The organism is Actinocatenispora comari (assembly GCF_017312725.1).
GTDB classification, from domain to species: Bacteria; Actinomycetota; Actinomycetes; order Mycobacteriales; family Micromonosporaceae; genus Actinocatenispora; species Actinocatenispora comari.
The window spans coordinates 1-23382 of record NZ_BOPO01000107.1 but is presented as its reverse complement, the minus strand read 5'-3'; the positions used below and the strand labels follow the sequence as shown (position 1 = coordinate 23382).

24 protein-coding genes and 1 rRNA gene are annotated in these 23382 nt (G+C 73.6%); 16 read left to right on the top strand and 9 right to left on the bottom strand.

Annotation, left to right across the window (positions count from 1 at the left end; genetic code table 11):
- Positions 1-15 precede the first annotated feature (15 nt).
- The 6 genes from NUM_RS25325 (at position 16) to NUM_RS25300 (ending at position 5190) form a co-directional block, all read left to right on the top strand.
- A complete protein-coding gene (locus NUM_RS25325) occupies positions 16-1326 on the top strand; it encodes an MFS transporter (protein ID WP_207127427.1) in 1311 nt (436 codons plus the stop codon).
- Positions 1327-1415: 89 nt separating this feature from the next.
- Complete coding sequence (locus NUM_RS25320; protein ID WP_207127426.1) at positions 1416-2204, top strand: maleylpyruvate isomerase family mycothiol-dependent enzyme; 789 nt, start codon at positions 1416-1418, stop codon at positions 2202-2204.
- Positions 2205-2278: 74 nt separating this feature from the next.
- Positions 2279-2845 carry an RNA 2',3'-cyclic phosphodiesterase gene (gene thpR / locus NUM_RS25315; RefSeq protein ID WP_207127425.1) on the top strand — a complete coding sequence of 189 codons (567 nt, stop codon included), beginning with the start codon at positions 2279-2281 and terminating at the stop codon, positions 2843-2845.
- Between the two features lie 89 nt (positions 2846-2934).
- Positions 2935-3300, top strand: coding sequence for a PadR family transcriptional regulator (locus NUM_RS25310; RefSeq protein ID WP_207127424.1), 366 nt, complete (start codon positions 2935-2937; stop codon positions 3298-3300).
- A 224-nt stretch (positions 3301-3524) separates the two neighbouring features.
- Complete coding sequence (locus NUM_RS25305) at positions 3525-4349, top strand: ATP-binding cassette domain-containing protein (protein ID WP_207127423.1); 825 nt, start codon at positions 3525-3527, stop codon at positions 4347-4349.
- 148 nt (positions 4350-4497) lie between these two features.
- Positions 4498-5190, top strand: a complete 693-nt coding sequence (locus tag NUM_RS25300) for an ABC transporter permease (RefSeq protein ID WP_207127422.1) — start codon at positions 4498-4500, stop codon at positions 5188-5190.
- Positions 5191-5259: 69 nt separating this feature from the next.
- Here the strand turns inward: NUM_RS25300 and sepH are convergent, their stop codons facing one another.
- The 3 genes from sepH to NUM_RS25285 all read right to left on the bottom strand — a co-directional run bounded on the left by sepH (position 5260) and on the right by NUM_RS25285 (position 9041).
- A complete protein-coding gene (gene sepH / locus NUM_RS25295) occupies positions 5260-6489 on the bottom strand; it encodes a septation protein SepH (protein WP_207127421.1) in 1230 nt (409 codons plus the stop codon).
- A gap of 183 nt (positions 6490-6672) precedes the next feature.
- The gene (serC, locus tag NUM_RS25290; protein ID WP_207127420.1) at positions 6673-7800 is read right to left on the bottom strand and encodes a phosphoserine transaminase; all 1128 of its coding nucleotides are present in this window, start codon (positions 7798-7800) and stop codon (positions 6673-6675) included.
- A gap of 137 nt (positions 7801-7937) precedes the next feature.
- Positions 7938-9041: a citrate synthase 2 gene (locus NUM_RS25285; RefSeq protein ID WP_207127419.1), complete on the bottom strand. Its 1104-nt coding sequence runs from the start codon at positions 9039-9041 to the stop codon at positions 7938-7940.
- A gap of 184 nt (positions 9042-9225) precedes the next feature.
- On the opposite strand from NUM_RS25285, the gene pdxH reads away from it, so the two are divergent.
- A complete protein-coding gene (gene pdxH / locus NUM_RS25280; RefSeq protein ID WP_207127471.1) occupies positions 9226-9849 on the top strand; it encodes a pyridoxamine 5'-phosphate oxidase in 624 nt (207 codons plus the stop codon).
- Positions 9846-11162, top strand: coding sequence for an MFS transporter (locus NUM_RS25275; protein ID WP_370467053.1), 1317 nt, complete (start codon positions 9846-9848; stop codon positions 11160-11162). Before pdxH ends, NUM_RS25275 begins: the two co-directional genes overlap by 4 nt.
- A gap of 222 nt (positions 11163-11384) precedes the next feature.
- Here the strand turns inward: NUM_RS25275 and NUM_RS25270 are convergent, their stop codons facing one another.
- Positions 11385-12326 carry an NADP-dependent oxidoreductase gene (locus NUM_RS25270; protein WP_207127418.1) on the bottom strand — a complete coding sequence of 314 codons (942 nt, stop codon included), beginning with the start codon at positions 12324-12326 and terminating at the stop codon, positions 11385-11387.
- Positions 12327-12419: 93 nt separating this feature from the next.
- Between NUM_RS25270 and NUM_RS25265 the strand changes: the two genes are divergently transcribed.
- Together NUM_RS25265 and NUM_RS25260 are read left to right on the top strand one after the other, a co-directional pair.
- Positions 12420-12857, top strand: a complete 438-nt coding sequence (locus tag NUM_RS25265) for a winged helix-turn-helix transcriptional regulator (protein ID WP_207127417.1) — start codon at positions 12420-12422, stop codon at positions 12855-12857.
- Between the two features lie 46 nt (positions 12858-12903).
- Entirely contained in the window at positions 12904-13815 is a 912-nt protein-coding gene (locus NUM_RS25260; RefSeq protein ID WP_207127416.1) for an aldose 1-epimerase family protein, read from the top strand.
- Between the two features lie 68 nt (positions 13816-13883).
- Here NUM_RS25260 and NUM_RS25255 read toward each other — a convergent pair whose 3' ends face one another.
- Together NUM_RS25255 and NUM_RS25250 are read right to left on the bottom strand one after the other, a co-directional pair.
- Entirely contained in the window at positions 13884-14744 is an 861-nt protein-coding gene (locus NUM_RS25255; protein ID WP_207127415.1) for a hypothetical protein, read from the bottom strand.
- Positions 14745-14781: 37 nt separating this feature from the next.
- Positions 14782-15276 (bottom strand): SigE family RNA polymerase sigma factor, encoded by a 495-nt coding sequence (locus NUM_RS25250; RefSeq protein ID WP_207127414.1) that lies wholly within the window; start codon positions 15274-15276, stop codon positions 14782-14784.
- Positions 15277-15499: 223 nt separating this feature from the next.
- On the opposite strand from NUM_RS25250, the gene NUM_RS25245 reads away from it, so the two are divergent.
- Complete coding sequence (locus tag NUM_RS25245; RefSeq protein WP_030449988.1) at positions 15500-15790, top strand: type II toxin-antitoxin system VapB family antitoxin; 291 nt, start codon at positions 15500-15502, stop codon at positions 15788-15790.
- 75 nt (positions 15791-15865) lie between these two features.
- On the opposite strand, the gene NUM_RS25240 is transcribed toward NUM_RS25245, so the two are convergent.
- A complete protein-coding gene (locus NUM_RS25240) occupies positions 15866-16756 on the bottom strand; it encodes an alpha/beta fold hydrolase (protein WP_207127413.1) in 891 nt (296 codons plus the stop codon).
- Positions 16757-16945: 189 nt separating this feature from the next.
- On the opposite strand from NUM_RS25240, the gene NUM_RS25235 reads away from it, so the two are divergent.
- Positions 16946-17593 carry a DUF4230 domain-containing protein gene (locus NUM_RS25235; RefSeq protein WP_207127412.1) on the top strand — a complete coding sequence of 216 codons (648 nt, stop codon included), beginning with the start codon at positions 16946-16948 and terminating at the stop codon, positions 17591-17593.
- On the opposite strand, the gene NUM_RS25230 is transcribed toward NUM_RS25235, so the two are convergent.
- Together NUM_RS25230 and NUM_RS25225 are read right to left on the bottom strand one after the other, a co-directional pair.
- Positions 17560-18060 (bottom strand): MarR family winged helix-turn-helix transcriptional regulator, encoded by a 501-nt coding sequence (locus NUM_RS25230; protein ID WP_225918843.1) that lies wholly within the window; start codon positions 18058-18060, stop codon positions 17560-17562. The genes NUM_RS25235 and NUM_RS25230 overlap by 34 nt on opposite strands.
- A 45-nt stretch (positions 18061-18105) precedes the next feature.
- Positions 18106-19536 carry an MFS transporter gene (locus NUM_RS25225; RefSeq protein WP_207127411.1) on the bottom strand — a complete coding sequence of 477 codons (1431 nt, stop codon included), beginning with the start codon at positions 19534-19536 and terminating at the stop codon, positions 18106-18108.
- Between the two features lie 195 nt (positions 19537-19731).
- Between NUM_RS25225 and NUM_RS25220 the strand changes: the two genes are divergently transcribed.
- From NUM_RS25220 to NUM_RS25205, 4 genes are all read left to right on the top strand, one after another.
- Positions 19732-21102 (top strand): L-serine ammonia-lyase, encoded by a 1371-nt coding sequence (locus tag NUM_RS25220; RefSeq protein WP_207127410.1) that lies wholly within the window; start codon positions 19732-19734, stop codon positions 21100-21102.
- Positions 21103-21170: 68 nt separating this feature from the next.
- On the top strand, positions 21171-21851 hold the full coding sequence (trhA, locus tag NUM_RS25215; RefSeq protein ID WP_225918842.1) for a PAQR family membrane homeostasis protein TrhA: 681 nt from the start codon (positions 21171-21173) through the stop codon (positions 21849-21851).
- A 115-nt stretch (positions 21852-21966) separates the two neighbouring features.
- Positions 21967-22386, top strand: a complete 420-nt coding sequence (locus NUM_RS25210; protein ID WP_207127409.1) for a hypothetical protein — start codon at positions 21967-21969, stop codon at positions 22384-22386.
- A 713-nt stretch (positions 22387-23099) separates the two neighbouring features.
- Positions 23100-23382 (top strand): 16S ribosomal RNA (locus tag NUM_RS25205); the annotation flags it as partial.

Genomic DNA, 23382 nt, shown 5'->3' with positions numbered 1-23382 from the left:
CGACCCGCCCGCCACATGAACGCTTCCGTGGCCCACACGTTCCGTTCGCTGAAGGTCCGCAACTACCGCCTGTTCGCCACCGGCCAGGTGGTCTCGCTCATCGGCAACTGGATGCAGTTCACCGCCCAGGACTGGACGGTGCTGCACCTGTCGCACAACTCCGGCGCCGCCCTCGGCTGGGTCACCGCGCTGCAGTTCCTGCCCGTCGTCGCGCTCACCCTCTACGGCGGGAAGCTCGCCGACCGGTACGACAAGCGCAAGCTGCTGATGTTCACCAACATCGGCGCCGGGATGGTCGCCGTCGCGCTCGGCGTACTGACGCTCACCGGCGCCATCCAGCTGTGGCACGTGCTGCTGCTCGCCGCCTGCCTCGGCACCGCGAACGCCATCGACAACCCGGCCCGGCAGTCGTTCGTGTCCGAGATGGTCGGCGGCGCGCTGCTGCCGAACGCGATCTCGCTCAACTCCGCGGTGTTCAACGCCGCCCGCATCGTCGGCCCGGCGATCGCCGGCGTGGCCATCTCGCTGATCGATACCGGACCGGTCTTCCTGCTCAACTCGCTGACCTACGCGGCCACGCTGACCGCGCTGGCCCTGATGCGCCCGGCCGACCTGTACCGCTCCGCCCGCCGGAAGGTGCCCGCCGCCCGCATCGCCGACGGCATCCGGTACGCGGCGCGACGGCCCGACCTGCTGCTGCCGATGGCGCTGATGCTGGTGATCGGCGCGCTCGGGTTCAACTTCCAGCTCACCCTGGCGCTGCTGTCGAAGACCGTGTTCCACCGGGGCGCCGCCTCGTTCGGGCTGCTCACCACGGCGCTCGCCGCCGGCGCGCTGGTCGGCGCCCTCGCGTCGAGCCGGCGCAGCTCGCGGCCCTCCTCGTACACGGTGATCGGGGCGGCGTTCGGGTTCGGCGTGTTCGAGACGCTCGCCGGGTTCGCCCCGGGTTACCTGGCCGCGACCGGCCTGCTGTTCTGCACCGGGTTCTTCATGATCTACCTGGCCCAGGCGGCGAACCAGCGGATCCAGCTCGGCGTCGGCGAGCAGTTCCGCGGCCGGGTGATGGCCCTCTACGTACTGGTCTTCCAGGGGTCCACGCCGGTGTTCGCGCCGATCGTCGGCTGGCTCGCCGGTACGCTCGGCGCCCGCTCCACGCTGTGGGTCGGCGGCGTCGCGTCGATCCTCGCCGCCGCCGTCGTCCTCGGGTACCGGTCGCACCGGCGGGGTGCGCGCCTGGCCATGCGGGTACGTCCCGTGCCGCACCCGCGGCTGGTCTCGCCGCAGCCCGTGTTTGGCCGCCATGCGGCGGCCAAACACGTGACGTGATCTCGGAGTGCGGCCGCTTCGGTCGGTGCCGGGTGGACGGGTTCCGCGTTGGCGGTGGAACTGTCGGTGGGGTGTGCCAGGGTGGCGCCATGGACTCTGTCAACTCGAACGACGCCGCGGCCGGCGCGCCGTTGACGGCGGCGCGGTACCGGGAGTGTCTGGCCGCCGATGCCGCGCGGCTGCGGGCGGTGGCCGCCGACCAGCTGGCCGCGCCGGTGCCGAGCTGCCCCGACTGGTCGGTCGACGACCTGGTCCGGCACGTCGCTCAGGTCTACCTGCACAAGGTCGCCGCGATGCGGCAGGGCGCACAGCCGGCGAACTGGCCGCCGGACCTCGACGCCGAGCCGACCCTGGCGCTGTTCGATCGGTCGTTCGCCGAGCTGTCCGCCGAGTTCGACCGGCGCTCGCCGACCGACCCGACCTGGACGTTCTATCCGGACGACCAGACCGTCGCGTTCTGGCTGCGGCGGATGGCGCAGGAGACGGCGATCCACCGCACCGATGCGGAACTCGCCGCCGGCGCGGTCACCCCGATCCCGGACGACCTGGCGCTGGACGGCGTCGACGAGGTGCTGCGCGTGATGCTCACCTGGGGGACGAACGCGTTCCCGGACGACCCGGACACCGCCGCGCTGCTGCGGGCCGGTGACGGCCGGACGGTCTGCCTGGACGCCGGTGCCGCCCGGTTCGCGGTGCGGGTCACCGCGGCGGGCATCGAGCTGACCCCGGGTGGCGCGGGGGAGGTCACGGTCCGGGCCGACCCGCCGACGATGCTGCGCTGGCTGTGGAACCGGGCGCCGGCCGACGCCGCCGCCATCGACGGCGACCGGGCCCCGGTCGACCACCTGCGCCGGTTGCTCGCCGACGCGACGCTGTGACCCCGGCGGACCGGCGGCATCCGGCGCCCCGCCGCCCGCGGCGACCGGGCCGGTCGGCCGCGGAGGGGCCGAGCGTGCGGCTGTTCGTCGCGGTGCGGCCGCCGGCCGAGGCGCTTGCCGAGCTCGGTGAACTGGTCGATCGCCTCGCCACGTTCCGGGCCGGCGTCCGGCTCGCCGACCGGGCCCGCTGGCACCTGACCGTCGCGTTCCTCGGTGACGTGCCGGAGACCCGGGTGCCGGACGTGTCCGCGGCCTTGACCGCCGCGGCCGGCCCGGCCGCCCCGCTGCGGCTGCGACTGGCCGGCGGCGGCCGGTTCGGTCGGGGCCGGTTCGCGGTGCTGTGGGCGGGTGTCGACGGCGCCGACGAGGGCGCGCTGGGCGCGTTCGCCGGGTTGGCCCGCGGCGTGCGCCGGCAGCTGCGCCGGGCCCGCCTGCCGTACGACGACAAGCCGTTCCGGCCGCACCTGACCCTGGCCCGGCCCGGCGACAAGGTCGGCCCGGCCGAGCTGTCCGCCGACCTCGACCTGCTGCGCGGGTTCACCGGCGCCCCGTTCCGGGTCGACCGGCTGCTGCTGTTCCGCAGCGAGCTCGGCCCGCATCCCGTCCACCAGCTGCTCAGCGAGCATCTCCTCGGCGCCTGACCGTACCGCCGGGCGGGCTCGCGGCGCCGCTCGCGACCAGTAAGTAGTGCGGCTATCTAGCTGGCCGCGGTACGTGCTAGGTTGCCCCGGTGGAACAGGATCGGCGGGCGCAGTGGCTGCGCGGGGTGCTCGACCTGTGCGTGCTGGGTACGCTCGCCGCCGGCGAGTCGTACGGTTACCAGCTCGCGCAGGCGCTCGACGCCGCCGGCCTCGGCCCGATCCAGGGCGGCACGCTCTACCCGGTGCTGTTGCGGCTGCAGCGGGCCGGGCTGATCGCCGCCCGCTGGCGGGGCGGCGAGTCGGGCCCCGCTCGGAAGTACTACCGGCTCACCGCGGCGGGTGAGACCACGCTGCGGCAGGCGGCCACCGACTGGTCCGGCTTCGCCGGTCGGGTCGGCGCGATCCTGTCGACCGGGGGCACCGCGGTGCGCACGGCTGCCGGCGGCGCCCAGTGACCGCGGATGCGGCGCCCGATGGCAGGGATGCCGGCGGCGCCCGATGGCCAGGGATGCCGGGAGGCGCCGGGGTGAGCGCGGATGCCGGAGGTGCTCGATGCGATACCGGAGGCGGCCGATGACCACGGATACCGGAGGCGGCCGATGAGCAGGGATGCCGGAGGGGCCCGATGAGCAGGGATGCCGGCGGCGCGCCCGGCGCGCACGGATACCGGAGGGGGCCGATGAGGACGGACGGATGGCTGGCTGCGCTGGCCGCCGAACTGCACCGGCACGGGCTCGGGTCGGACCTGACCGGGCACGTGGTGGCCGAGGCGGCGGCGCACCTGCGGGACAGCGGTGAGTCGCCGCTCGCCGCGTTCGGACCGCCGGACACGTACGCGGCGGCGGTCGCCGCGAGCGTCGGCGGCCCGGCGCCCGCACCGCGCGGCCGTGTCGTCGGCCCGGTGCGGCTCGCGGCCCGCGGCATCACCAAGCGGTACCGGCGGCGCACCGTGCTCGCCGACGTGGACCTGACCGTACGGGCCGGCGAGGTCGCCGCGATCATCGGCGCCAACGGCTCCGGCAAGAGCACCCTGCTGCGCATCTGCGCCGGGCTGGCCCGGCCGGACCGTGGCACGGTACGGATCGACGGCCGCCTCGGGTACTGCCCGCAGGACGGCGGGGTCAGCGACTTCCTCACCGCCGACGAACACTTCGTGCTGATCGGCGCGGGCCGCGGCCTGGACCGCTCCGCCGCCCGCCGCGCCGGCCTCGGCGACGCCGCGGCGCTGGACTGGGCGCCGAAGCCGGGCGTGCAGGCGCGGCACCTGTCCGGCGGTACCCGGCAGAAGCTGAACCTGGCGCTGGCCCGGCTCGGCACCCCGGACGTGCTGCTGCTGGACGAGCCGTACCAGGGCTTCGACCGTGGCTCGTACCTCGACTTCTGGCACCAGGTGTGGCGCTGGCGGGACGGCGGTACGGCGATCGTGGTGGTCACCCACCTGCTCAACCAGCTGGACCGGGTCGACACGGTGCTGGACCTGACCCGGGCGGAGGCCGCGGCATGACCGGGCGAGGCCACGGCAGGTACCGACCGGGCGGTGGCCCGGCCGGGCAGCACAGGTACCGGTCGGACAGGGTCGCGGCAGGGCAGCGCAGGTACCGGTCGGACGACGGTGCGGCCGGGTGTCGGACGCGGCGAAGCGGAGGGCGGCCATGACGAAGACCCTGGTGGTGGCGGAGATGGCGGTGCGTGAGATGGCGCGGCGCCGAGTGGTGCTGATCATCCTGCTGCTGTTGCCGCTGGCGTTCTACCTCAGCCGCCGCGGCGACCAGCTCGGCCAGTCGATCCGGTTCGTCTGCCTCGGGCTCGGGTGGGCGCTGTCCACGGCGGCGCTGTTCGCCGGCAGCGCGGCACGGACGATCGAGCCGCGGCTGCGGCTGTCCGGGTACTCCGCACGGCATCTGATCGCCGGTCGGCTGGCCGCGCTGTGGGCGGTCGGCGTGCTGCTGAGCGCCCCGTACTTCCTGCTCGTCCGGCTGGACCAGCACGACGTCCGGTACGGGGCGATCGCCGCGATCATGGCGCTGACCGTACTGGTGTCGGCGTCGTTCGGGCTGGCCCTGAGCGTGGTGCTGCCGCGCGAGCTGGAGGGCACCCTGGTGCTGCTCGCGGTGGTCGGGCTGCAGATGATGCTCGACCCGGACGACACCTCGGCGCGGGTGCTGCCGTTCTGGTTCAGCCGGGAACTCGCCACCTACGCCGTCGACCACACCGGCGGCGGCTACCTGGACCGCGGGCTGCTGCACGGTGTACTGGCGGTGGCGGTGCTCACCGCGCTGGTCGCGGTCGCGTTCCGGGTCCGGCAGGGCCGCCGACCGCACCTGCGTTTCGAACCCCTCCGCTGACCGGCGCCCGACGAGAAAGCCCGCCCCGGTCGTCCGGGGCGGGCTTTCTGTCGTGGAGCGGGGCCGCGGTCAGCGGCCGCCCTGCTGGGTGTTGCCGTCGCCGAACAGCACGTCGTCCCAGCTGGGCAGCCGGGACCGGGCGCCGGTGGCACCCTGCTCGTTGCGCCGCGGGCGCAGCACCGCGAGCGACGGCACCGCCGGCAGCTCGCGCCCGTCCGCCTCGTCCTCGGTGAAGCCGGGGCTGCGGGTGTCGGTGGTGGACCGGCGTGGCTCGCCGAGACCGGCGGGCCGGACCGGCTCGCTGCGCGCGGCCGGCCGGGCCGACTCGGTCTGGCCGGTGGGACGCAGCGGCTCGGCGTTCGGCCGCCGCTCACCGGTCGGCCGCAACGGCTCGGCCGCCCGACGCGCGGGCGCCTCGGTCGGGCCGGTGTCGGCGCTGCGCCGCTCCGGCGCCGGGAACAGCGGCTCGGCGGCGGGACGGCTCGGCGCCGGCTCGGCCGGCCGGCTCGGTGCCGACAGCGGCCGATCCAGCGTGGTCCGGGCGGTCTCGGGCAGCCGGCGCACCTCGCGCCGGGTGGTCTTGGTCGGCAGGCCGTGCCCGCCACCCGGCTCCGGCCGGGTCTGCTCCGGGCGGGACCGACCGGCGTCCGGCCTGGTCAGCGCGTGCCCAGAGCGGGCCGCCGGCTCCGGCTCGGGCTCCTGCCCGAGCAGCGGTGCCGGCCGCTCGGCGGACAGGAACTGGGCCATGTCGTCGTCCGGCGTGACCACCTGACGCGCCTTGTCCAGCGCCCACACCGCCTGCGCGGTCGCCTTGCCGGACGCCCAGCTCGCGGTGACCCGCCAGGTGCCGTCGTCACGCCGGTACGCGTCCCAGGAGACGCCCTCGGCGTCGACGCCGTGCTGGGTGAGCCGGGTGTCGACGATCTCGGCCAGGGTCGCGCCGCGCTCGGAGGAACGCAGCCGGGTGCGCCGGGCGTGCTGCGCCAGCATGGCGCGCTCCTGCAGCACCGGGCCGGCGTAGCGGAGGACCCGGTCGACCGGGACACCGGCGATGCGGGCGACCTCCTCGGCCGACTCGCCGGACCGGATCCGGGACTGGATGTCGCGCGGCGACAGCGCCGCCTCGGCGGTCGCCGGGTCGGCGGCGGAACCGAACTGGTTTCGCTGGGTGGTCGGCTCGTGCCGGACCGCCGCACCGACCCGATCGTCGATCGGCAGTGTCAGCAGGCGTCCGACCTCGTCCGCGAGGACGAGAGCCTGACCGTCCTCGGAGAGGGCGACGAAGCGTACCGGCCGCATCGCTGTCCTCCGTCCCTCGACACCCGTCACGTCACGGTACGCCGAACCCTAGCGGGTCGATGCCAGGCCACGCCGACACTCATCGAGATAATCGTCGATCCGACAGTCCGGTACCGATCGGCGTCGGTGCCGGTCAGCGGCCTGTACCGAGGGTCGGTCGCGCGTCCCGGTGGCCGATCCGGGTCAGGCGAGCTGGCCGACGACGTGGTCCACGCAACGGGTCAGCGCCGCCACGTCGGCCGGCTCGATCGACGGGAACAGCGCCACCCGCAGCTGGTTGCGGCCGAGCTTGCGGTACGGCTCCGTGTCGCGCACCCCGTTCGCCCGCAGCACCGCGGACACCGTCGGCGCGTCGATCCCGTCCGCCAGGTCGACGGTGCCGACCACGGTCGAGCGCAGCCCCGGGTCGGTCACGAACGGCGTCGTGTAGTCGGTGCGTTCGGCCCAGTCGTACAGGATCGCGGCGGACTCGGCGCAGCGCCGCACCGACCAGTCCAGGCCGCCGTTGGCCAGGATCCAGTCGACCTGCTCGGCGGCCAGCAGGATCGTCGACAGCGACGGCGTGTTGTACGTCTGGTCCTTGCGCGAGTTGTCGATCGCCACGGTCAGGTCGAGGAACGCCGGCACGTACCGGCCGGACGCGTGCACCTGCTCGGCCCGCTCCAGCGCCGCCGGGGACAGGATCGCGAGCCACAGCCCGCCCTCCGAGCCGAGGCACTTCTGCGGCGCGAAGTAGTAGCAGTCGGTCTCGGTCAGGTCGACCGGCAGCCCGCCGGCCCCGCTGGTCGCGTCGTGCAGCATCAGCCCGCCGTCGACCCGGCGTACCGGCACCGCGGCGCCGGTGGACGTCTCGTTCTGCGGCGTGCCGTACACGTCGACGCCGTCCTCGGGCGCCAGCGCGACCGCCTCGCCGGGCGGGGCGGTCCGCACGCTCGGGTCGGTCAGGAACGGCGCCGCGGTCATCGCGTCCACCAGCTTCTGGCCGAACTCGCCGAAGCTCGCCAGCTGTGCCCGCTCGCGCACCAGGCCGAACGTCGCGACCTCCCAGAACGCGGTGGTGCCACCGTTGCCGAGCACCACCTCGTACCCGTCCGGGGCGCCGAACAGCGCAGCGACGCCGCGCCGCAGCCGCGCCACCTGGTCGCGGACGGTGCGCTGGCGGTGCGAGGTACCCAGGTAGTCGCCGGCGACCGCGGCCAGCGCGGCGACCTGCTCGGGCCGGATCTTGCTCGGGCCGCAGTTGAACCGGCCGTCGGCGGGCAGCAGCTCGGCCGGAATCCTGATGTCGGGCAGACCCACGTCACGCTCCATGGTCGGCGGACTTCTCACGGCGACGCTGCCGCCCACCATCCTGCCAACCACGCCGCCGCTGCCGGCACCGGGTACCGCCGTGGCCCTCGCCGCGGGACCGCGCCGCCGGCAGCCGGTACGGCCCCGCGGCGCGGGCGTCAGAGGGTGTGCACGGTGGGGTAGCCGGGGATGTCGGCGGGGCGGCGCGGCGGCGGGCCGACGTAGCGGGCCGACGGGCGGACCAGCCGGCCCAGCTTCTTCTGCTCCAGGATGTGCGCCGACCAGCCGCCCACCCGGGCGCAGGTGAACATCGAGGTGAACATCTCGGCCGGTACCTCGGCGAAGTCGAGCACCACGGCGGACCAGAACTCGACGTTGGTGGCGAGCACCCGATCGGGTTTGCGCGCCGCGAGCTCCGCCAGCGCGGCCCGCTCCAGCGCCTCGGCCACCTCGTACCGGGGTGCGTCCAGCTCGCGCGCGACCCGGCGCAGCGCGGCGGCCCGCGGGTCCTCCGCCCGGTACACCCGGTGCCCGAAGCCCATCAGCCGCTCGCCCCGGTCGAGCACGCCGCGCACGTACGACTCGGCGTCGCCGGTCTCCTCCACCTGCTCGATCATGTGCAGTACCCGGCTGGGCGCGCCGCCGTGCAGCGGCCCGGACAGCGCGCCGATCGCGCCGGACATCGCCGCCGCCACGTCCGCCCCGGTCGAGGCGATCACCCGGGCGGTGAACGTGGACGCGTTCATGCCGTGCTCGGCGGCGGAGGTGAAGTACGCGTCGACCGCCTTGACGTGTCGCGGATCCGGCTCGCCGCGCCAGCGGATCATGAACCGCTCGACGATCGTGCCGGCCCGGTCGATGATCTTCTGCGGTACCGCCGGCAGCCCGACGCCGCGGGCCGACTGCGCGATGAACGACAGCGCCGTCACCGACACCCGGGACAGGTCGCTGCGCGCCCGCGCGTCGTCGATGTCGAGCAGCTGCCGCAGCCCCCAGTGCGGCGCCAGCTGGGCCACCGCGCTCTGCACGTCGACCCGGACGTCGCCGGTGTGCACCGGCACCGGGAACGGCTCGGCCGGCGGCAGCCCGTGCCCGAACTCACCGTCCACCAGCAGGCCCCACACGTCCCCGTACGAGACGCGGCCGATCAGGTCCTCGATGTCGACGCCGCGGTACCGCAGCGAACCGCCGGCCTTGTCGGGCTCGCTGATCTCGGTCTCGAAGGCGACCACGCCCTCCAGCCCCGGTGTGAAGTCGGCCATCCCGCAGTCTCCAGATCTCGTCGTCTCGCCGCCGATGTCGGGTATCCCTACCGAGTCAACCTGTCAGCCAGCGGCGAACGGTGCCCGCTGTGTCGCATTCGACACCTGGACCGGTCGGGGTGCGGGAGAAGATGTGCTGGTGCCCGACACGCCAGCGCCGATCGACTCCGCCCGACTCGCCACGATGCGTGCGGAGTATGCCAGCGTCGGCATCGCCCCGGCCGGACTCGCCGCCGACTGGCACGTCCAACTCGGCCGCTGGCTCACCGACGCCACCGACGCCGGCCTGCCCGAGCCGAACGCGATGGTGCTCGCCACCGTCGACCCCGCCGGCCACCCGGCCAGCCGCACCGTGCTGCTCAAGGGGTACGACGCGGCCGGGCTGGTGTTCTACACCAACTACACGTCGGCGAAGGGTGCGCAGCTCGCGGCCAACCCGTACGCCTCGGTCACCTTCCCCTGGTACGGGCTGCACCGGCAGGTGCAGGTCCGCGGCCCGGTGACCCGGGTCGACCCGGCCGAGTCGGACGGGTACTTCGCGACCCGGCCGCGCGGCTCCCAGCTCGGCGCCTGGTCCAGCCCGCAGTCGCAGGTGATCGACTCGCGGGACGTGCTGGACGCCGCGTTCGCCTCGTACGCGGCGCGGTGGCCCGAGGGCACCCCGGTACCGCGCCCGCCGCACTGGGGCGGCTTCCGGCTGGCACCCGACACCGTCGAGTTCTGGCAGGGCCGCGAGAACCGGGTGCACGACCGGCTGCGGTATCGCCGGGACGGCGCGGCGTGGCGGCTGGAGCGGCTCGCCCCGTGACCCGCACCCCCGCCTCGAACACCACCCCGTCCGACACCCCCGACACCGGTACCGCCGCGCGCCGCGGGCTGCTCGGCCGCATCGCCGTGGACACCCGGCCGCTGCGCTACCCCGCGTACCGGCGGATGTGGATCGGCAACGGCGTCTCGTTCGTCGGCTTCCAGGTCACCGCGGTGGCGGTACCGGTGCAGATGGACGCCATCACCCACCAGCCGGCGTGGAACGGCTACCTCGGCCTCGCCGGGCTGGTACCGCTGGTGGTGTTCGCGATCTGGGGCGGCGCCATCGCCGACGTGCTGGACCGGCGCCGGCTGATCCTGGTCGGCTCGCTGTTCACCTGGGGCGTCACCCTCGCGCTGCTGGCCCAGGCGCTGCTCGGGCTGAACAGTCCGGTGCTGCTGCTGGTGCTGACCGCGCTGCAGGCGATCGGCTTCGCGGTCGTGTCGCCGACCCGCGGCGCCATCGTGCCCCGGCTGGTACCGACCGGGCTGGTGCCCTCGGCGAACACGCTCAACTTCACCGTGTCCAGCGTGGCCACCGTGATCGGTCCGCTGTTCGCCGGCGCGGTGCTCGGCACCGGCCACTACGCCGCCGCGTACGGGGTGGACGCGGTGCTGTTCACGGTGTCGCTGTGGGCGAGCTTCCGGCTGCCGGCGATGCCGCCGCTCGGCCGGCAGAACCGGCCGGACCTGCGCGCCGTGCTGTCCGGGCTGGCGTTCATCGCCGCCACCCCGCTGCTGTGGCTGTCGTTCGCCGCCGATCTGACCGCGAACGTGCTGGCGATGCCGCGGGCGCTGTTTCCCGCCGTGGCCCGGCTGCAGTTCGGCGGCGAGGGCGCGGCCGGCTGGCTGTACTCGGCGATCGCCATCGGCGCCGTCGTCGGCGGGCTGTTCTCCGGCTGGATCGGCCGGATCCGCCGGCAGGGCCTGGCGCTGGTCGGCGCGGTCGCCTGTTGGGGTCTGGCGGTCGCCGCCGCCGGGCTGGCGCGCTCGCTGTGGCTCGCCGTTCTGTTCCTCGCCGCCGCGGGCTGCGCTGATCTGGTCAGCTCCGTCTACCGGCAGACGATCCTGCAACTGCACGCGCCGGACGAGCTGCGCGGCCGGCTGCAGGGCGTGTTCACCGCGGTGGTCGCCGGCGGGCCCCGGCTCGGCGACGTGCGCGCCGGGCTGACCGCGCAGGCGTTCGGGCCGACCGCCGCATGGACGGTCGGCGGCCTTGCCGCGACTGCGGTGATCGTGGTGCTGGCGCTGGTGTTCCCGGCGCTGCGCCGCTACGACGGGCGCGGCCCGGCGCCAGCGACCGAGGGTTCCTGACCAGCGCCGAGCGGGTGGGGTGGGTGTTCGTCGCGGGGGAGAGACACCCCCACCCACCCTGGGGGGCACCCCGGCGTCCACGCTAGCCGTCGAAACGGTCATCCGCCGCCTGTCGTCGCGTGGCTGTGGACAACCACCACCCCTGTGGACAACCACCATTCCTGTGGACAACCGCCGTCCCTGCGCAGCCACCGACCGAGAACCGATCCGCCATCCCGGCGGTCACGACACGGTGAGGACGATCTTGCCGAGGGTGCGGCCCTGTTCCCCCAGCCGGTGCGCCTCGGCCGCCTCGGCCAGCGGGAACGTCGCGGCGACCCGTACCCCGAGGTGCCCGTCGTCGACCAGCCGGGACAGCTCGGTCAGCGCCGCGCCGTCCGGCTCGACGAGGACGGTCGCCGCGCGGACCCCGGCGGCCGTGGCGGCGGCGACCGTGGCGTCGCTCGCCCCGCCGGCGATCGGGATCAGGATGCCGCCGGGTCGCAGCACCCGCAGCAGCGACGGGCCGGCGGCGCCGCCGACGAGGTCGAGGACCACGTCGACGTCTCGTACCGTGTCCGCCACGTCGACGCGGGTGTAGTCGATCGGCTCGTCCACGCCGAGCGAGCGCAGCTCGTCGTGCTTGCCGGCGCTGGCGGTGCCCAGCACGTACCCGCCGCGGGCCTTGGCGATCTGCACGGCGAGGTGGCCGACGCCGCCGGCCGCGGCGGTCACCAGGACCCGCTGCCCGGGCCGTACGTCGGCGGTGTCGACGAGCGCCTGCCAGGCGGTGAGCCCGGCGAGCGGCAGGCCGGCCGCCGCGACGTGGTCGAGCCCGGCCGGCTTGCGGGCGAACTGCCGGGACGGCGCCGTCACGTACTCGGCGTAACCGCCCGCCGGGCGCGGGAACCACGGCATGCCGAACACCTCGTCGCCGACCGCGAACCGGGTCACGCCGACGCCGACCTGCTCGACCACCCCGGACACGTCCCAGCCGAGCACGTACGGGTCGGGGCCGACCGGCGCCGGCGTCTGGCCGTCGGCGCGGGTCTTCCAGTCGACCGGGTTGACCCCGGCGGCGTGCACCCGGACCAGTACCTCGGTGCCGAGCGGCTCGGGTCGCGGCAGCTCGGCCGCCTTCAGTACCTCCGGACCGCCGAAGCCGTCGCACACGATCGCCCGCATCACTGTTCTCCCGTCTGCCGATGGCGTCGCCACGATCATCGAACGACCGGTGCTGGTTGGCCAGTAGGCACAATCTTGTAGCCTAGGTACCCGATGGAAACCACCAATGACCAGCAAGAACACCGCTACGATGCCTACCTGGCGCAATGCCCCTGCCGGTCGCTGCTCGACGTGATCGCGAACAAGTGGACCGCGCTGATCGTCGGCGCGCTGCTGACCGGCGAGCACCGGTTCGGCGAGCTGCGCCGGCAGATCGAGGGGGTCAGCCAGAAGGTGCTGACCGCGAACCTGCGGGCGCTGGAGCGCAACGGCTTCGTGACCCGCCGGGTGTACCCGACCTCGCCGCCGTCGGTCGGCTACGCGCTCACCGACCTCGGCCGCAGCCTCGCCCCGCCGCTGGTCGCGGTACGGGAGTGGACCGAGCGGCACCTGGACGACGTGGAGGCCGCCCGCGCCCGGTACGACACCGACCCCACGCGTTCGGGTCCGGCCGGGGTGGATCGTGCCGCCGAGCCGGCCGCGGCTCGGTAGATTCCTGTCCGGGATCCACCGGTACGGCACAGGAAGGCTGCGCGGCATGGCGCTCTCGGGCGAACAGTGGGACATCGAGGCCGGCACGCACCGCGCCACCGTGGTCGAGGTCGGCGGCGGCATCCGCGCGTACGGGGTGCGCGACGTCCCGGTCCTCGACGGGTACGGCACCGACGAGATCTGTCCCGGTGGCGCCGGCGCCCAGCTCGCCCCGTGGCCGAACCGCCTGCGGGACGGGCGCTACGAGTTCGGTGGCGGCGAGTACCAGCTGGCGTTGAGCGAGCCGGCCAGGCACAACGCGATCCACGGCCTGGTGCGCTGGATGCCGTGGCGCCGCCTCGCCGGTACCCCGGACTCCGTCACGGTCGGCTGCGCGGTGCCGGCCCAGCCGGGGTACCCGTGGTCGCTGGCGCTGACGACCCGGTGGACGGTGTCCGAGCACGGGCTGCGGGCCGAGCACAGCGTGCGCAACCTGGCCGACGCGCCGGCGCCGTTCGGCCTCGGCTGCCACCCGTACCTGCGGCTGCCCGGCCCGCTCGACGAGTGGCTGCTGCGGGTGCCGGCCCGCACCCTGCTGCGCACCGACGAGCGCGGCCTGCCGGTGCGGACCGAGCCGGTCGCCGGCACCGGGTACGACTTCGGTACCTCCCGGCCGATCGGCGACACAGTGCTGGACACCGCGTTCACCAACCTGTCCCGCGGCGACGCCGGGACCATGGAGGTGACGCTGACCAGCCCGGGCGGGCACATGGTGACGCTGTGGGCGGACGAGTCGTTCGGCTGGGTGCAGCTGTTCACCGCGGACACCGCGAAGCCGCCGCGGACCCGCCGGTCGCTCGCGGTGGAGCCGATGACCTGCCCGCCGGACGCGCTGCGCACCGGCCAGGACCTGATCGTGCTGGCACCGGGGGAGACGTGGCGGGGTGCCTGGGGCATCCGCGCCACCATCGCCGGCTGACCCGCCCGGGCCTGGTGCGGCACCTTCGGCCGGGCGAGGAGCCCCGGCGCTGGCGATGATCAGGTCGTTCAGCCCAGCGTGAGGCTCGGGTCGGTGGCGACGGCGACGGCCTGGTCGTCGGACACGACGGGCTCGGCCGCCATCGGGTCCGGCGCCGGCGGCAGCCGTTCGGCCGGCGCGTCGTTCGGATCGATGTTGGACACCTCGACCGAGACGACGGTGGCGGCGTCCAGCCGGGTCGCGACGCGCACGATGCGGGCACCGTTCGGGTTGCGTTCGGTCCGCACCGACACCGCCAGCCCGTTGTAGTACCGGGTCGTGCACGCGAACGTGCCCTTCCGGTACCGGGGCGGCTCGTCGGGCGTGCCGCAGCCGGCGACCTGCGCCGCGTCGGTGCCGTCCGCCGGCATGATGCCGATGTCGACCGAGCCGCTGCCGGCCGCGGTGGTCAGCAACGCCTTCCCCTCGTACCAGGTGTGTTGCCGCTGGATCAGCTGCAGCGGCGGGTACTCGTCGGTCGGCGCCGGGTAGCTGCGCACGCTGTACGAGGCGCCCGGGACGAGCTTGCCGAGCACGCTCTTGACCGCGCTGGTGAGCCGGACGACGCGCTGCTGGTCGGTCTCCAGCCGCTGCTGCTTCGACGGGCTGGGCAGCGCGGTGTCGGTGCGGCTCGGCGTCGCCCGCACGCTGGCCCGGGGCCCGGCCGGTACCGACCGGTGGGCGTCCGGCCCGGTCTGGGTCGCGGCGACGCCGACGGCCACCGCGACGGCGGCGACCGCGGCCGCACCGGTACCGCCAAGCCCGACGGCACGCCGCCGGCGCCGCAGCCGGCGACCGTCGCGCAGCAGCCGGGACCGGTCCAGTTCGCCGGGCGGCAACTCGTCCGGCAGGGCCCGCCGCAGTACGTCCTTGATGTCGTCTTCGTCCATCTCGCTCAGTGCTCCACGATGTCGGTACGGCGGCGGGTCAGGCGGTCGCGGTCAGCTGCGCACGCAGGGTGGCGAGGCCCCGGGCGCACTGGCTCTTCACGGTGCCGGTCGAGCAGCCGAGCAGTCGGGCGGTCTGCTCGATGGACTGGTCCTCCCAGTACCGCAGCACGATCGCGGCGCGCTGCCGTGGCGGGAGGCTGGCGAGGGCCTGCTCGGCGGCGAGCCGGTCGGTGGTGCCCGCCGCGTGGTCGGCGACGAACCGGTCCGGGGTGCGTTCGGACGGCCGCTCGCGGCGGGCGAACCCGCGCCGCCGCTCGTCGGCGAGGCAGGTCACCACGATCCGCCGCACGTACGCGTCGGCGTTGCCGCCCCGGATCAGCCGGGGCCAGCGCAGGTACAGCTTGGTCAGCGCGGCGGCGACCACGTCCTCGGTGAGGTGCCAGTCGCCGCAGAGCAGGTACCCGAACCGGCGGAGCGCGTCGTAGCGCGCCTCGACGAACTCCCCGTACTCTTCGTCGTCAGTACGTTGCACGCGGTGCCTCCCCGCCGGGGCCGATGCCCGTCATCGGTACGTACGTGTCCCGGCGCACAAAAGGTTGCCTGCCCCGAGGCCGTTGGGGAACCTTCGAGTGGCCCGGCGGCCGGTCGCCGGCTCGCCGGGCGGATCAGCCGCCGCGGTGTCGACGCGCAGGGCGCGTCCCGGCCCGACCGCTACTCTGTTGAGCGGACGAGGCGGGGAGAAGGGTCGTGAGGTCGTGATCTTCAAGGCGGTGCGGGAAGGCAAGCCGTACCCCGAGCACGGCATGTCCACGAAGCAGTGGGCCGACATCCCGCCCCGGCCGGTCCGCCTCGACCAGCTCGTCACCACCAAGCGCAACCTGGCCCTCGACCGGCTGCTGGCCGAGGACTCCACCTTCTACGGTGACCTGTTCCCGCACGTCGTCGAGTGGTCCGGCGCCCTCTACCTGGAAGACGGCCTGCACCGGGCGCTGCGCGCCGCGCTGCAGCAGCGCACCTCGATCCACGCCCGCGTCCTGGTCCTCTGACCGGCGTCCTGGTCCTCTGACCGGCGTCCTCGTCCGCTGACCGCGGGCCTGGTCCGCTGAGCGGACCTGCCCGCGTCAGCGGGCGTGCGCGGTGACGAACGCCTGCACCGTCGCCTGGTAGAGCTCCGGCTCCTCCAGCTGCGGGTAGTGCGCCGAGCGCGGGAACAGCTCGACCCGCCCGCCCGGCACCTCGGCCCGGAACGCCGCCAGCTGGGACGGCCCGGTCACCAGGTCGTAGCGCCCCTTCATCAGCAACGCCGGTACGGCCAGCCCCGGCAGCAGGCCGACCATCGAGGCGAGCACGTCCGGCGCGGCGAGCAGCCGGCGGGCGGCGGCGTCGCCGCGGTCGCGCAGCTCGGCCGGGAACGCGTTCGCCAGCGTCGCGGCGAGCTGGGACCGCGCCTCCGGCCGGTGCACGTACAGCTCCAGGTGCCGTTCGCCGAGGCCGGCCAGCAGGTCGACGACCTCCCAGCGCTCGAACCGGGGTGCCGCGGCGAGGTTGCGGCACCGGGTCGCCGACACCGGATCCCCCAGCTCGGCGAACAGCGGCGCGGCCGCGAGCAGCTTCGCCCGGTCCGCCTCGGCCAGGTCCCAGCCGGGATTCTCGAACAGCACCGCGGAGATCCGTTCCGGGTGCCGGTGCGCGTACCGCAGCGCCATCCGGCCGCCGAACGAGTGGCCGAGCACCGCCCACCGCTGGATGCCCATCGACTCGCGCAGCGCCTCGCAGTCGGCGATCACGTCGGACTCGGCGAGCGTCTCGCCGTCGGCCAGCGGCGCCGAGCGCAGCGTGCCGCGCTGGTCCAGCCCGATCACGTGCAGCCGCTGGCTGAGCCGGTCGCCCTGCCACTGCATGAACTCGTAGCAGCCCATCCCCGGGCCGCCGTGCAGGTACAGCAGCGGCGGCGCACCCGGCTTGCCCCGTACGTCCAGGAACAGCCGACCGTCCGAGGTCGCTGAGTGCATGGTCGCCCCCTCGCTCGGGCAGCCGCGCGCGGCTCGCCCGAACAGACCCTAGTCGCGGCGGCCGGCGCGACAGACGGTTTTCGCGGACGGCGAAGCACGAGCGGTCGAGTGGCGGGCGGGGTCGGCACCTCCTAGGCTCGACAGTGCCGGACAAAGCACGCAGTCGACGCGACGGCGGAGGAGCCGGAGATGGACGAGACACATCGGTCCAGACGCTGGCCGCTCGTGGTGATCGTCCTGCTGGTCGTGCTCCTGGCGGCGACGGTGGTACGGGCGCTGCACGTGGTGTCGTGGCCGCCGAACCCGTTCGCCGAGCGCACCGTCGACCGCAGCCAGCCGGTGCTGCTCCAGTCGATTCGTGGCCTGTCCCGCTACGAGGCGTCGGTCGGCACCTTCCAGGTCATCATCGACCTGCAGCACGAGGCGAAGTTCCTGTCCCCGGTGATCAAGGGCGACCGGACGCTGTTCGTCGCCGCTGGCACGGTCGACGCGTACGTCGACTTCGACCGGGTCGGCAAGGACGCCATCAGGGTCGACCGGTCCGGGCACGCCGCCACGGTCCGGTTGCCGCACGCCGCGCTGGAGCGGGCGAACCTCGACGAAAAGGCCAGCCACGTCGTCGCCGAGCAGCGCGGCCTGCTGGACCGCATCGGCGCGTTCCTCGGCGACGACCCGGATCGCCAGCACGAGCTGTACGCGCTGGCGCAGCGCAAGATCGGCGCCGCGGCGAGCCACAGCGTGCTGCGCACCCAGGCCGAACGCAACACCCGGGCGATGTTGACCGGCATGCTGCGCTCGCTCGGCTACACGTCGGTGACGGTCTCGTTCGGCTCCTGATCGGCGCCCGCCGCGGTGTACGTGTCGATCTCGCCGATCAGCTCGACCAGCGCCGGCAGCGCGGTGCGCAGTGCCTGCCGCTGCGCCTGGTCGAGCCGTGCCTGGGCGGTCCGCAGGATGCGACTGTTGACGTCCTCGGACCGCGCCAGTGCCTCGGCGCCGATCGGGGTGAGCGTCAGCCGAACCGTACGCCGGTCGTCCGGGTCGTGTTCGCGTCCCACCATGCCGATCCGGTCCAGCGCGTTGACCAGCGTCGTCACCGTGTTCGGGGCCAGTCGCAGCAGCCGGGCGACGTCGCTCGGTCGGATTCCCGGCGCCGCCGCGAGGCAGTTCATCAGTTCCAGCTGGGCGACCGACAGCGGGTTGTCGGGGGCGCTCGCGCGGGCGGCGCGGCGCATCGACCGGCGCAGCCGGGCCACGGTGTCGGCGAGCTGCCGGCCCACCTGATCGTCGTTGTCCTCGGGCACCACGGGTCCTCACTGAACGACGGCTGGCGCCGACCGCCGGCGCGGTCATTTCCCGGTCGGCACCCCCGCGCCGGGCCGGCCCGCGCCCGGTCGGTCCGCGCTGACCAGCGTGACGATACCGGCGGCCGCCGCGACAATTCCCAGCAGCCCGCTGGACAATTGCACCCCGGTACCGCCGCCGACGTGCAGCACCAGCGTGACCAGCGCGACCCCGAGTGCGGTGCCCATCGCGCGGGCCGTGTTGACCAGCCCGCCGGCGCTCCCGGCCGCCCGGTGCGGTACGGCCGCCATCACCGCGGCGTTGTTGGCCGGGGTGAAGATCCCCAACCCGAACCCGGTCGCGAACAGCGCCGGCACCAGCACCGGCGGCGCGGCGCCGAGCAGCGCCGGTACCGCCATGCCGGCCGCCGCGAGCCCGAGCCCGAGCACGCCGCGGGCCCGGTTGCCCATCCCCGCCGGCAGCAGCCGGCCGCCGAGCACCGCGGCCAGGGCGAACCCCAGCGGCAGCGCGGTCAGGTACGGCCCGGTCGCGGCGCCGGAGACCCCGACGGCGGCGAGCGCGTACGGCCCGAGTACCAGCGGGCCGAACAGCACCAGGTAGCCGAGCAACGCCGCGACCAGCCCGCCGCCGAGTACCGGCCGGCGCAGCTGGTCCAGCGCGAGCAGCGGTTCGGCCGCGCGCCGTTCCCGCCCGACGAACGCGACGGCCGCGGCGGCGGCCAGGACCGCGGCCGCGATCGGTATCACTGCCGGTACGGACAGCCCGGAGCCGGCGGAGATGGCGAGCAGCGCGGCGGTGGTCGCGGTGCCCAGCAGCACCACGCCGCCGGTGTCGAACCGGCCGATCGGCCGGGCGTGCCGGGTGCGCGGCAGTAGGTACCGGCCGGCGATCAGGCCGGCGATCCCGACCGGCAGGTTGATCATGAAGACCCAGCGCCAGCCGGCCCCGTGCACCAGCAGCCCGCCGACCGTCGGCCCGAGCGCGAGCCCGATCGCCTGCGCGGCGGCCTGGGTACCCAGGGCCGACCGGAGCCGGTTGCCCGGCACGCTGGTGGTGATCAGCGCGACGGAGTTGGCCTGCAGCATCGCCGCGCCGACGGCCTGCGCGACCCGCGCCGCGACCAGTACCGGCAGGGTTGGTGCCAGCCCGCAGCCGACCGAGGCGGCGGTGAACACCGCGAACCCGAGCAGGTACATCGCCTTGCGTCCGGCGGCGTCGGAGATCCGGCCGGCCGGTACCAGCAGGGCGGCGAGGGTGACCAGGTAGCCGAGCGACACCCACTCGATCGCGGCGAGCGAGGTGTGGAACTGGTGGCCGAGTGCCGGGAACGTGAGCGTCACGATGCTCGCGTCCAGTTGGCCCATGAACGCGCCGAGGCACACGGTCGCGACCGCGAACCAGGGTGCGTGCGGCGAGCCGCGTACCGCCTCGGGGCGAGGCCGTTCCGCCAGGAGCACTCCTGCTTCGTTCTGCATCAGAACTATTCTGCAACGGAAGTACCTGGGTTTGGCAACCCGACGGGAGCGTTGCGTCCACCACGTCGCAACCCCCTGACGTGGGCAGTAGGCTCACAATCGGCCTGCAACGTTGCGGCCACCTTGAGCCGGGGTCTGCGCCCGGTCCGGTCGCGGCAGCGGGGCGTTCGCGGCGACCGTGGGGGAGAGTGCCCGGTGATCAGCGTCTTCGATCTGTTCAAGATCGGCATTGGCCCGTCCAGCTCACACACCGTCGGCCCGATGCGCGCCGCGGCCCGGTTCGCGCACGGCCTCAAGGCCGACGGCGTGCTCGCCGGCACCACCCGCATCCGCTCCGAGCTGTACGGGTCGCTCGGCGCCACCGGCCACGGCCACGGCAGCGAGGCCGCGGTACTGCTCGGGCTGGCCGGCGAGGACCCGGAGACGGTCGACACCGACACCGTTGCCGACCGGACCGCGGCGATCCGGGCGGCCGGCCGGCTGACCGTCCTCGGTACCCACGAGGTGTCCTTCGACGACCGCGACGACCTGGTGTTGCACCGGCGCCGCTCGCTGCCGTTCCACCCGAACGGGATGATCTTCACGGCGTACGGCGCGACCGGCGAGGTGCTGCGCACCCGCACGTACTACTCGGTCGGCGGCGGGTTCGTGGTGGACGAGACGGCCAGCGGCGCCGACCGGATCAAGCCGGACGACACCCCGGTGCGCTACCCGTTCGCGACCGGTGCCGAGCTGCTCGGCCAGACTGCGGCGGCCGGCCTGTCGGTCAGCGAGGTGATGCTCGCCAACGAGCTGTCCTGGCGCACCGAGCCGGCGATCCGGGCCGAGTTGCTGCACGTCTGGGCGGTCATGCAGGAGTGCGTCCGGCACGGCTGCGAGACCGAGGGCACCCTGCCCGGCAGCCTGAAGGTGCACCGCCGCGCCGCCGAGATGCACCGCACCCTGACCGGCGAGCACTTCACCACCGACCCGCTGCGGGTGATGGACTGGGTGACGCTGTTCGCCCTCGCCGTCAACGAGGAGAACGCCTCCGGCGGTCGGGTGGTCACCGCACCGACCAACGGCGCGGCCGGCATCGTCCCGGCGGTCCTGCACTACTACTGGCGGTTCGTCCCCGGTTCCGACGACGCCGGCGTGGTCCGGTTCCTGCTCACCGCCGGGGCGATCGGCGCGCTGTTCAAGCAGAACGCGTCGATCTCCGGCGCCGAGGTCGGCTGCCAGGGCGAGGTCGGGTCGGCGTGCTCGATGGCCGCCGGCGGCCTCGCCGAGGTGCTCGGCGGTACGCCCGAGCAGGTGGAGAACGCCGCCGAGATCGCGATGGAGCACAACCTGGGCCTGACCTGCGACCCGGTCGGCGGGCTGGTGCAGATCCCGTGCATCGAGCGCAACGCGGTCGCCTCGATCAAGGCGATCACGGCGGCCCGGATGGCGTTGCGCGGCGACGGGCGGCACCACGTCTCGCTGGACAAGGTCATCAAGACCATGCGGGAGACCGGCGCCGACATGAAGGTCAAGTACAAGGAGACCGCGCGCGGCGGCCTCGCGGTCAACGTGATCGAGTGCTGACCTGCGAACCAGGTGAGTTTCGCCTCCTGGTTACGCCATCGTAGGCTACTAGTGGGTAGCATCGCTGGATGACCGCCACCACGCTCGGCGCGCCCGCCGGCAAGGATCCGTACGCCCGGCCGCGGATGCGCGGCCGGCTGCACGCCTACGCCGTCGGCGTCGCCGCGGTCTGCGGCGTCGTCCTCTGCTCGGTGGCCGCGAGCCGGCCCGGCTGGCTCGCCTTCGCCAGCTGCCTGGTCTACTCGGTGACCACCTGCGGGCTGTTCGGCATCAGCGCGCTCTACCACCGGCACGTGTGGGGGCCGCGCGGCTACGCCGTGATGAAGCGGCTCGACCACTCGATGATCTTCCTGTTCATCGCGGGCACGTACACCCCGTTCAGCCTGCTGCTGATGCCCCGGCGTACCGCGCTGATCGTGCTGTCGGTGGTCTGGGGCGGCGCGCTGCTCGGAGTGGCGCTCAAGATGGCCTGGCCGCGCGCGCCACGCTGGCTGTCGGTCCCGCTGTACATCGCGCTCGGCTGGGTCGCCGCGTTCGTGTTCCCGGACATCGTGCACGGCGGCGGCTGGGCGCCGTTCGCGCTGCTGCTCGCCGGCGGCGTGGTCTACAGCCTCGGCGCGCTCTGCTACGCGCTGAAGCGGCCGAACCCGTGGCCCCGCACGTTCGGACACCACGAGTTCTTCCATGCCGCGACGCTGATCGCCGCCGCCTGTCACCACGTCGCCGTCTACTTCGCCGTCCTCGCCTAGCAAGCGGCCGTCCCGGCCAGCGACGGGTGTCCGGTCGGCAAACGCACGGCTACGGCCGCCGGGACGGCCCGGCAGCGGTCTTTCGCCACTGGACCGCATCGGTTAGCGTCCCGGCGTGCAACCGAACCCGCAGCCGCCGCAGGCCGGCGCCGTCCTCAACATCACGACCACGAAGCCGTTCCTCGCCTGGATGATGGCGTTCACGCCGCCCCGGGTGAGCCTGAACGGCCAGGAGATCAAGCTCCGCTGGGGGCAGAACCAGGTACCGGTCCAGCCCGGCCGGTACGACCTCCAGATGTACGTGCCCTACCTCTGGCGCATCGGCCAGGCCGGCATGCCCGTCGACGTGTACCCGGGTGCCCAGGTCCCGGTGTTCTACGCGGCGCCGTGGTGGGCGTACATGGGTGGGGCCATCGGCCACCAGCAGGTGGAGTCGCCCGGCAAGACCGTCGCGATCGCCATCAACGTCGGCGCCCTGGCGTTGCTGCTGTTGATCGTCATCTGCGGCTGTGCCGGCGTACTGACCGGCAACTGAGCGGCCCGGGTCGGCGCACCGCACCGGTTGTGAGCGCCGACACGGGACCCCGGTTTGACGCCCGGATCTGCCATCGCGTAACTTTCTCTCTGCCCGCGGGGCACCGGACGAAACCGGGGCCGCCGAGGCGGCCGGGTTGGACGGCTCGCGGGACATCCCAAGGTAAGGACGATCTGATCGGCCTGCGTGGGGTGCGCTGACCGAGTCGGTCGCGGAGGTTCCGCCCGAGGGTTACGACCCCGGTGGCAGCCCCCGGGAGCGGCCAGGTAAGCTTGGACGAGCAGGGCGCCGGACACGGCAGCCGAGCAAAGCCTCCAGGAGAAATCGACCGGGAGATTCTGCGCGGCAAAATGGCCGGCCTGCAAATCCTTCTCTTGGAAATTCAGAGCCACTCGGCACTGAACGACCAAGGGTGCCCGAAAAGATCCGCCGGGGCCGAATTTGACCGCGGAAGATCAGCCGGGTAAGCTAAACGAGCAAGACGGAAACGGCAACAAAACAAAGCCCCTGAGGCGGACGGCGAAAGCCGGATGGTTCGGATGTGCGTTTGTTTCTTGAGAACTCAACAGGGTGTTGAAAAGCCAGTGCATTAGTTTTGCCCCGTTGCCATGGCTGGCCGTTGTGGTTGGTTGTGGTGGGGTTCCTTTGATGCAGTTCGCCTGGCCCTTGTTTTTTTGGGGGTTGGGTGTGTTGCTGGGATTTTCTTCAAGTTTTTGGTGGAGAGTTTGATCCTGGCTCAGGACGAACGCTGGCGGCGTGCTTAACACATGCAAGTCGAGCGGAAAGGCCCTTTCGGGGGTACTCGAGCGGCGAACGGGTGAGTAACACGTGAGTAACCTGCCTTCAGCTTCGGGATAACCCCGGGAAACCGGGGCTAATACCGGGTATTCACATTGTCTCGCATGGGATGGTGTGGAAAGGGTTTTACCGGCTGGGGATGGACTCGCGGCCTATCAGCTTGTTGGTGGGGTAGTGGCCTACCAAGGCGACGACGGG

What these genes read in the sequence shown, in the direction of transcription:
- NUM_RS25325 (WP_207127427.1), top strand. Translation starts at nt 16, where the DNA reads ATGAACGCTTCCGTGGCCCACACGTTCCGTTCGCTGAAGGTCCGCAAC.
- NUM_RS25320 (WP_207127426.1), top strand. Translation starts at nt 1,416, where the DNA reads ATGGACTCTGTCAACTCGAACGACGCCGCGGCCGGCGCGCCGTTGACG.
- NUM_RS25305 (WP_207127423.1), top strand. Translation starts at nt 3,525, where the DNA reads ATGAGGACGGACGGATGGCTGGCTGCGCTGGCCGCCGAACTGCACCGG.
- NUM_RS25300 (WP_207127422.1), top strand. Translation starts at nt 4,498, where the DNA reads ATGACGAAGACCCTGGTGGTGGCGGAGATGGCGGTGCGTGAGATGGCG.
- sepH (WP_207127421.1), bottom strand. Translation starts at nt 6,489, where the DNA reads ATGCGGCCGGTACGCTTCGTCGCCCTCTCCGAGGACGGTCAGGCTCTC.
- serC (WP_207127420.1), bottom strand. Translation starts at nt 7,800, where the DNA reads ATGGAGCGTGACGTGGGTCTGCCCGACATCAGGATTCCGGCCGAGCTG.
- NUM_RS25285 (WP_207127419.1), bottom strand. Translation starts at nt 9,041, where the DNA reads ATGGCCGACTTCACACCGGGGCTGGAGGGCGTGGTCGCCTTCGAGACC.
- pdxH (WP_207127471.1), top strand. Translation starts at nt 9,226, where the DNA reads ATGCGTGCGGAGTATGCCAGCGTCGGCATCGCCCCGGCCGGACTCGCC.
- NUM_RS25270 (WP_207127418.1), bottom strand. Translation starts at nt 12,326, where the DNA reads ATGCGGGCGATCGTGTGCGACGGCTTCGGCGGTCCGGAGGTACTGAAG.
- NUM_RS25265 (WP_207127417.1), top strand. Translation starts at nt 12,420, where the DNA reads ATGGAAACCACCAATGACCAGCAAGAACACCGCTACGATGCCTACCTG.
- NUM_RS25260 (WP_207127416.1), top strand. Translation starts at nt 12,904, where the DNA reads ATGGCGCTCTCGGGCGAACAGTGGGACATCGAGGCCGGCACGCACCGC.
- NUM_RS25255 (WP_207127415.1), bottom strand. Translation starts at nt 14,744, where the DNA reads ATGGACGAAGACGACATCAAGGACGTACTGCGGCGGGCCCTGCCGGAC.
- NUM_RS25240 (WP_207127413.1), bottom strand. Translation starts at nt 16,756, where the DNA reads ATGCACTCAGCGACCTCGGACGGTCGGCTGTTCCTGGACGTACGGGGC.
- NUM_RS25235 (WP_207127412.1), top strand. Translation starts at nt 16,946, where the DNA reads ATGGACGAGACACATCGGTCCAGACGCTGGCCGCTCGTGGTGATCGTC.
- NUM_RS25225 (WP_207127411.1), bottom strand. Translation starts at nt 19,536, where the DNA reads ATGCAGAACGAAGCAGGAGTGCTCCTGGCGGAACGGCCTCGCCCCGAG.
- trhA (WP_225918842.1), top strand. Translation starts at nt 21,171, where the DNA reads ATGACCGCCACCACGCTCGGCGCGCCCGCCGGCAAGGATCCGTACGCC.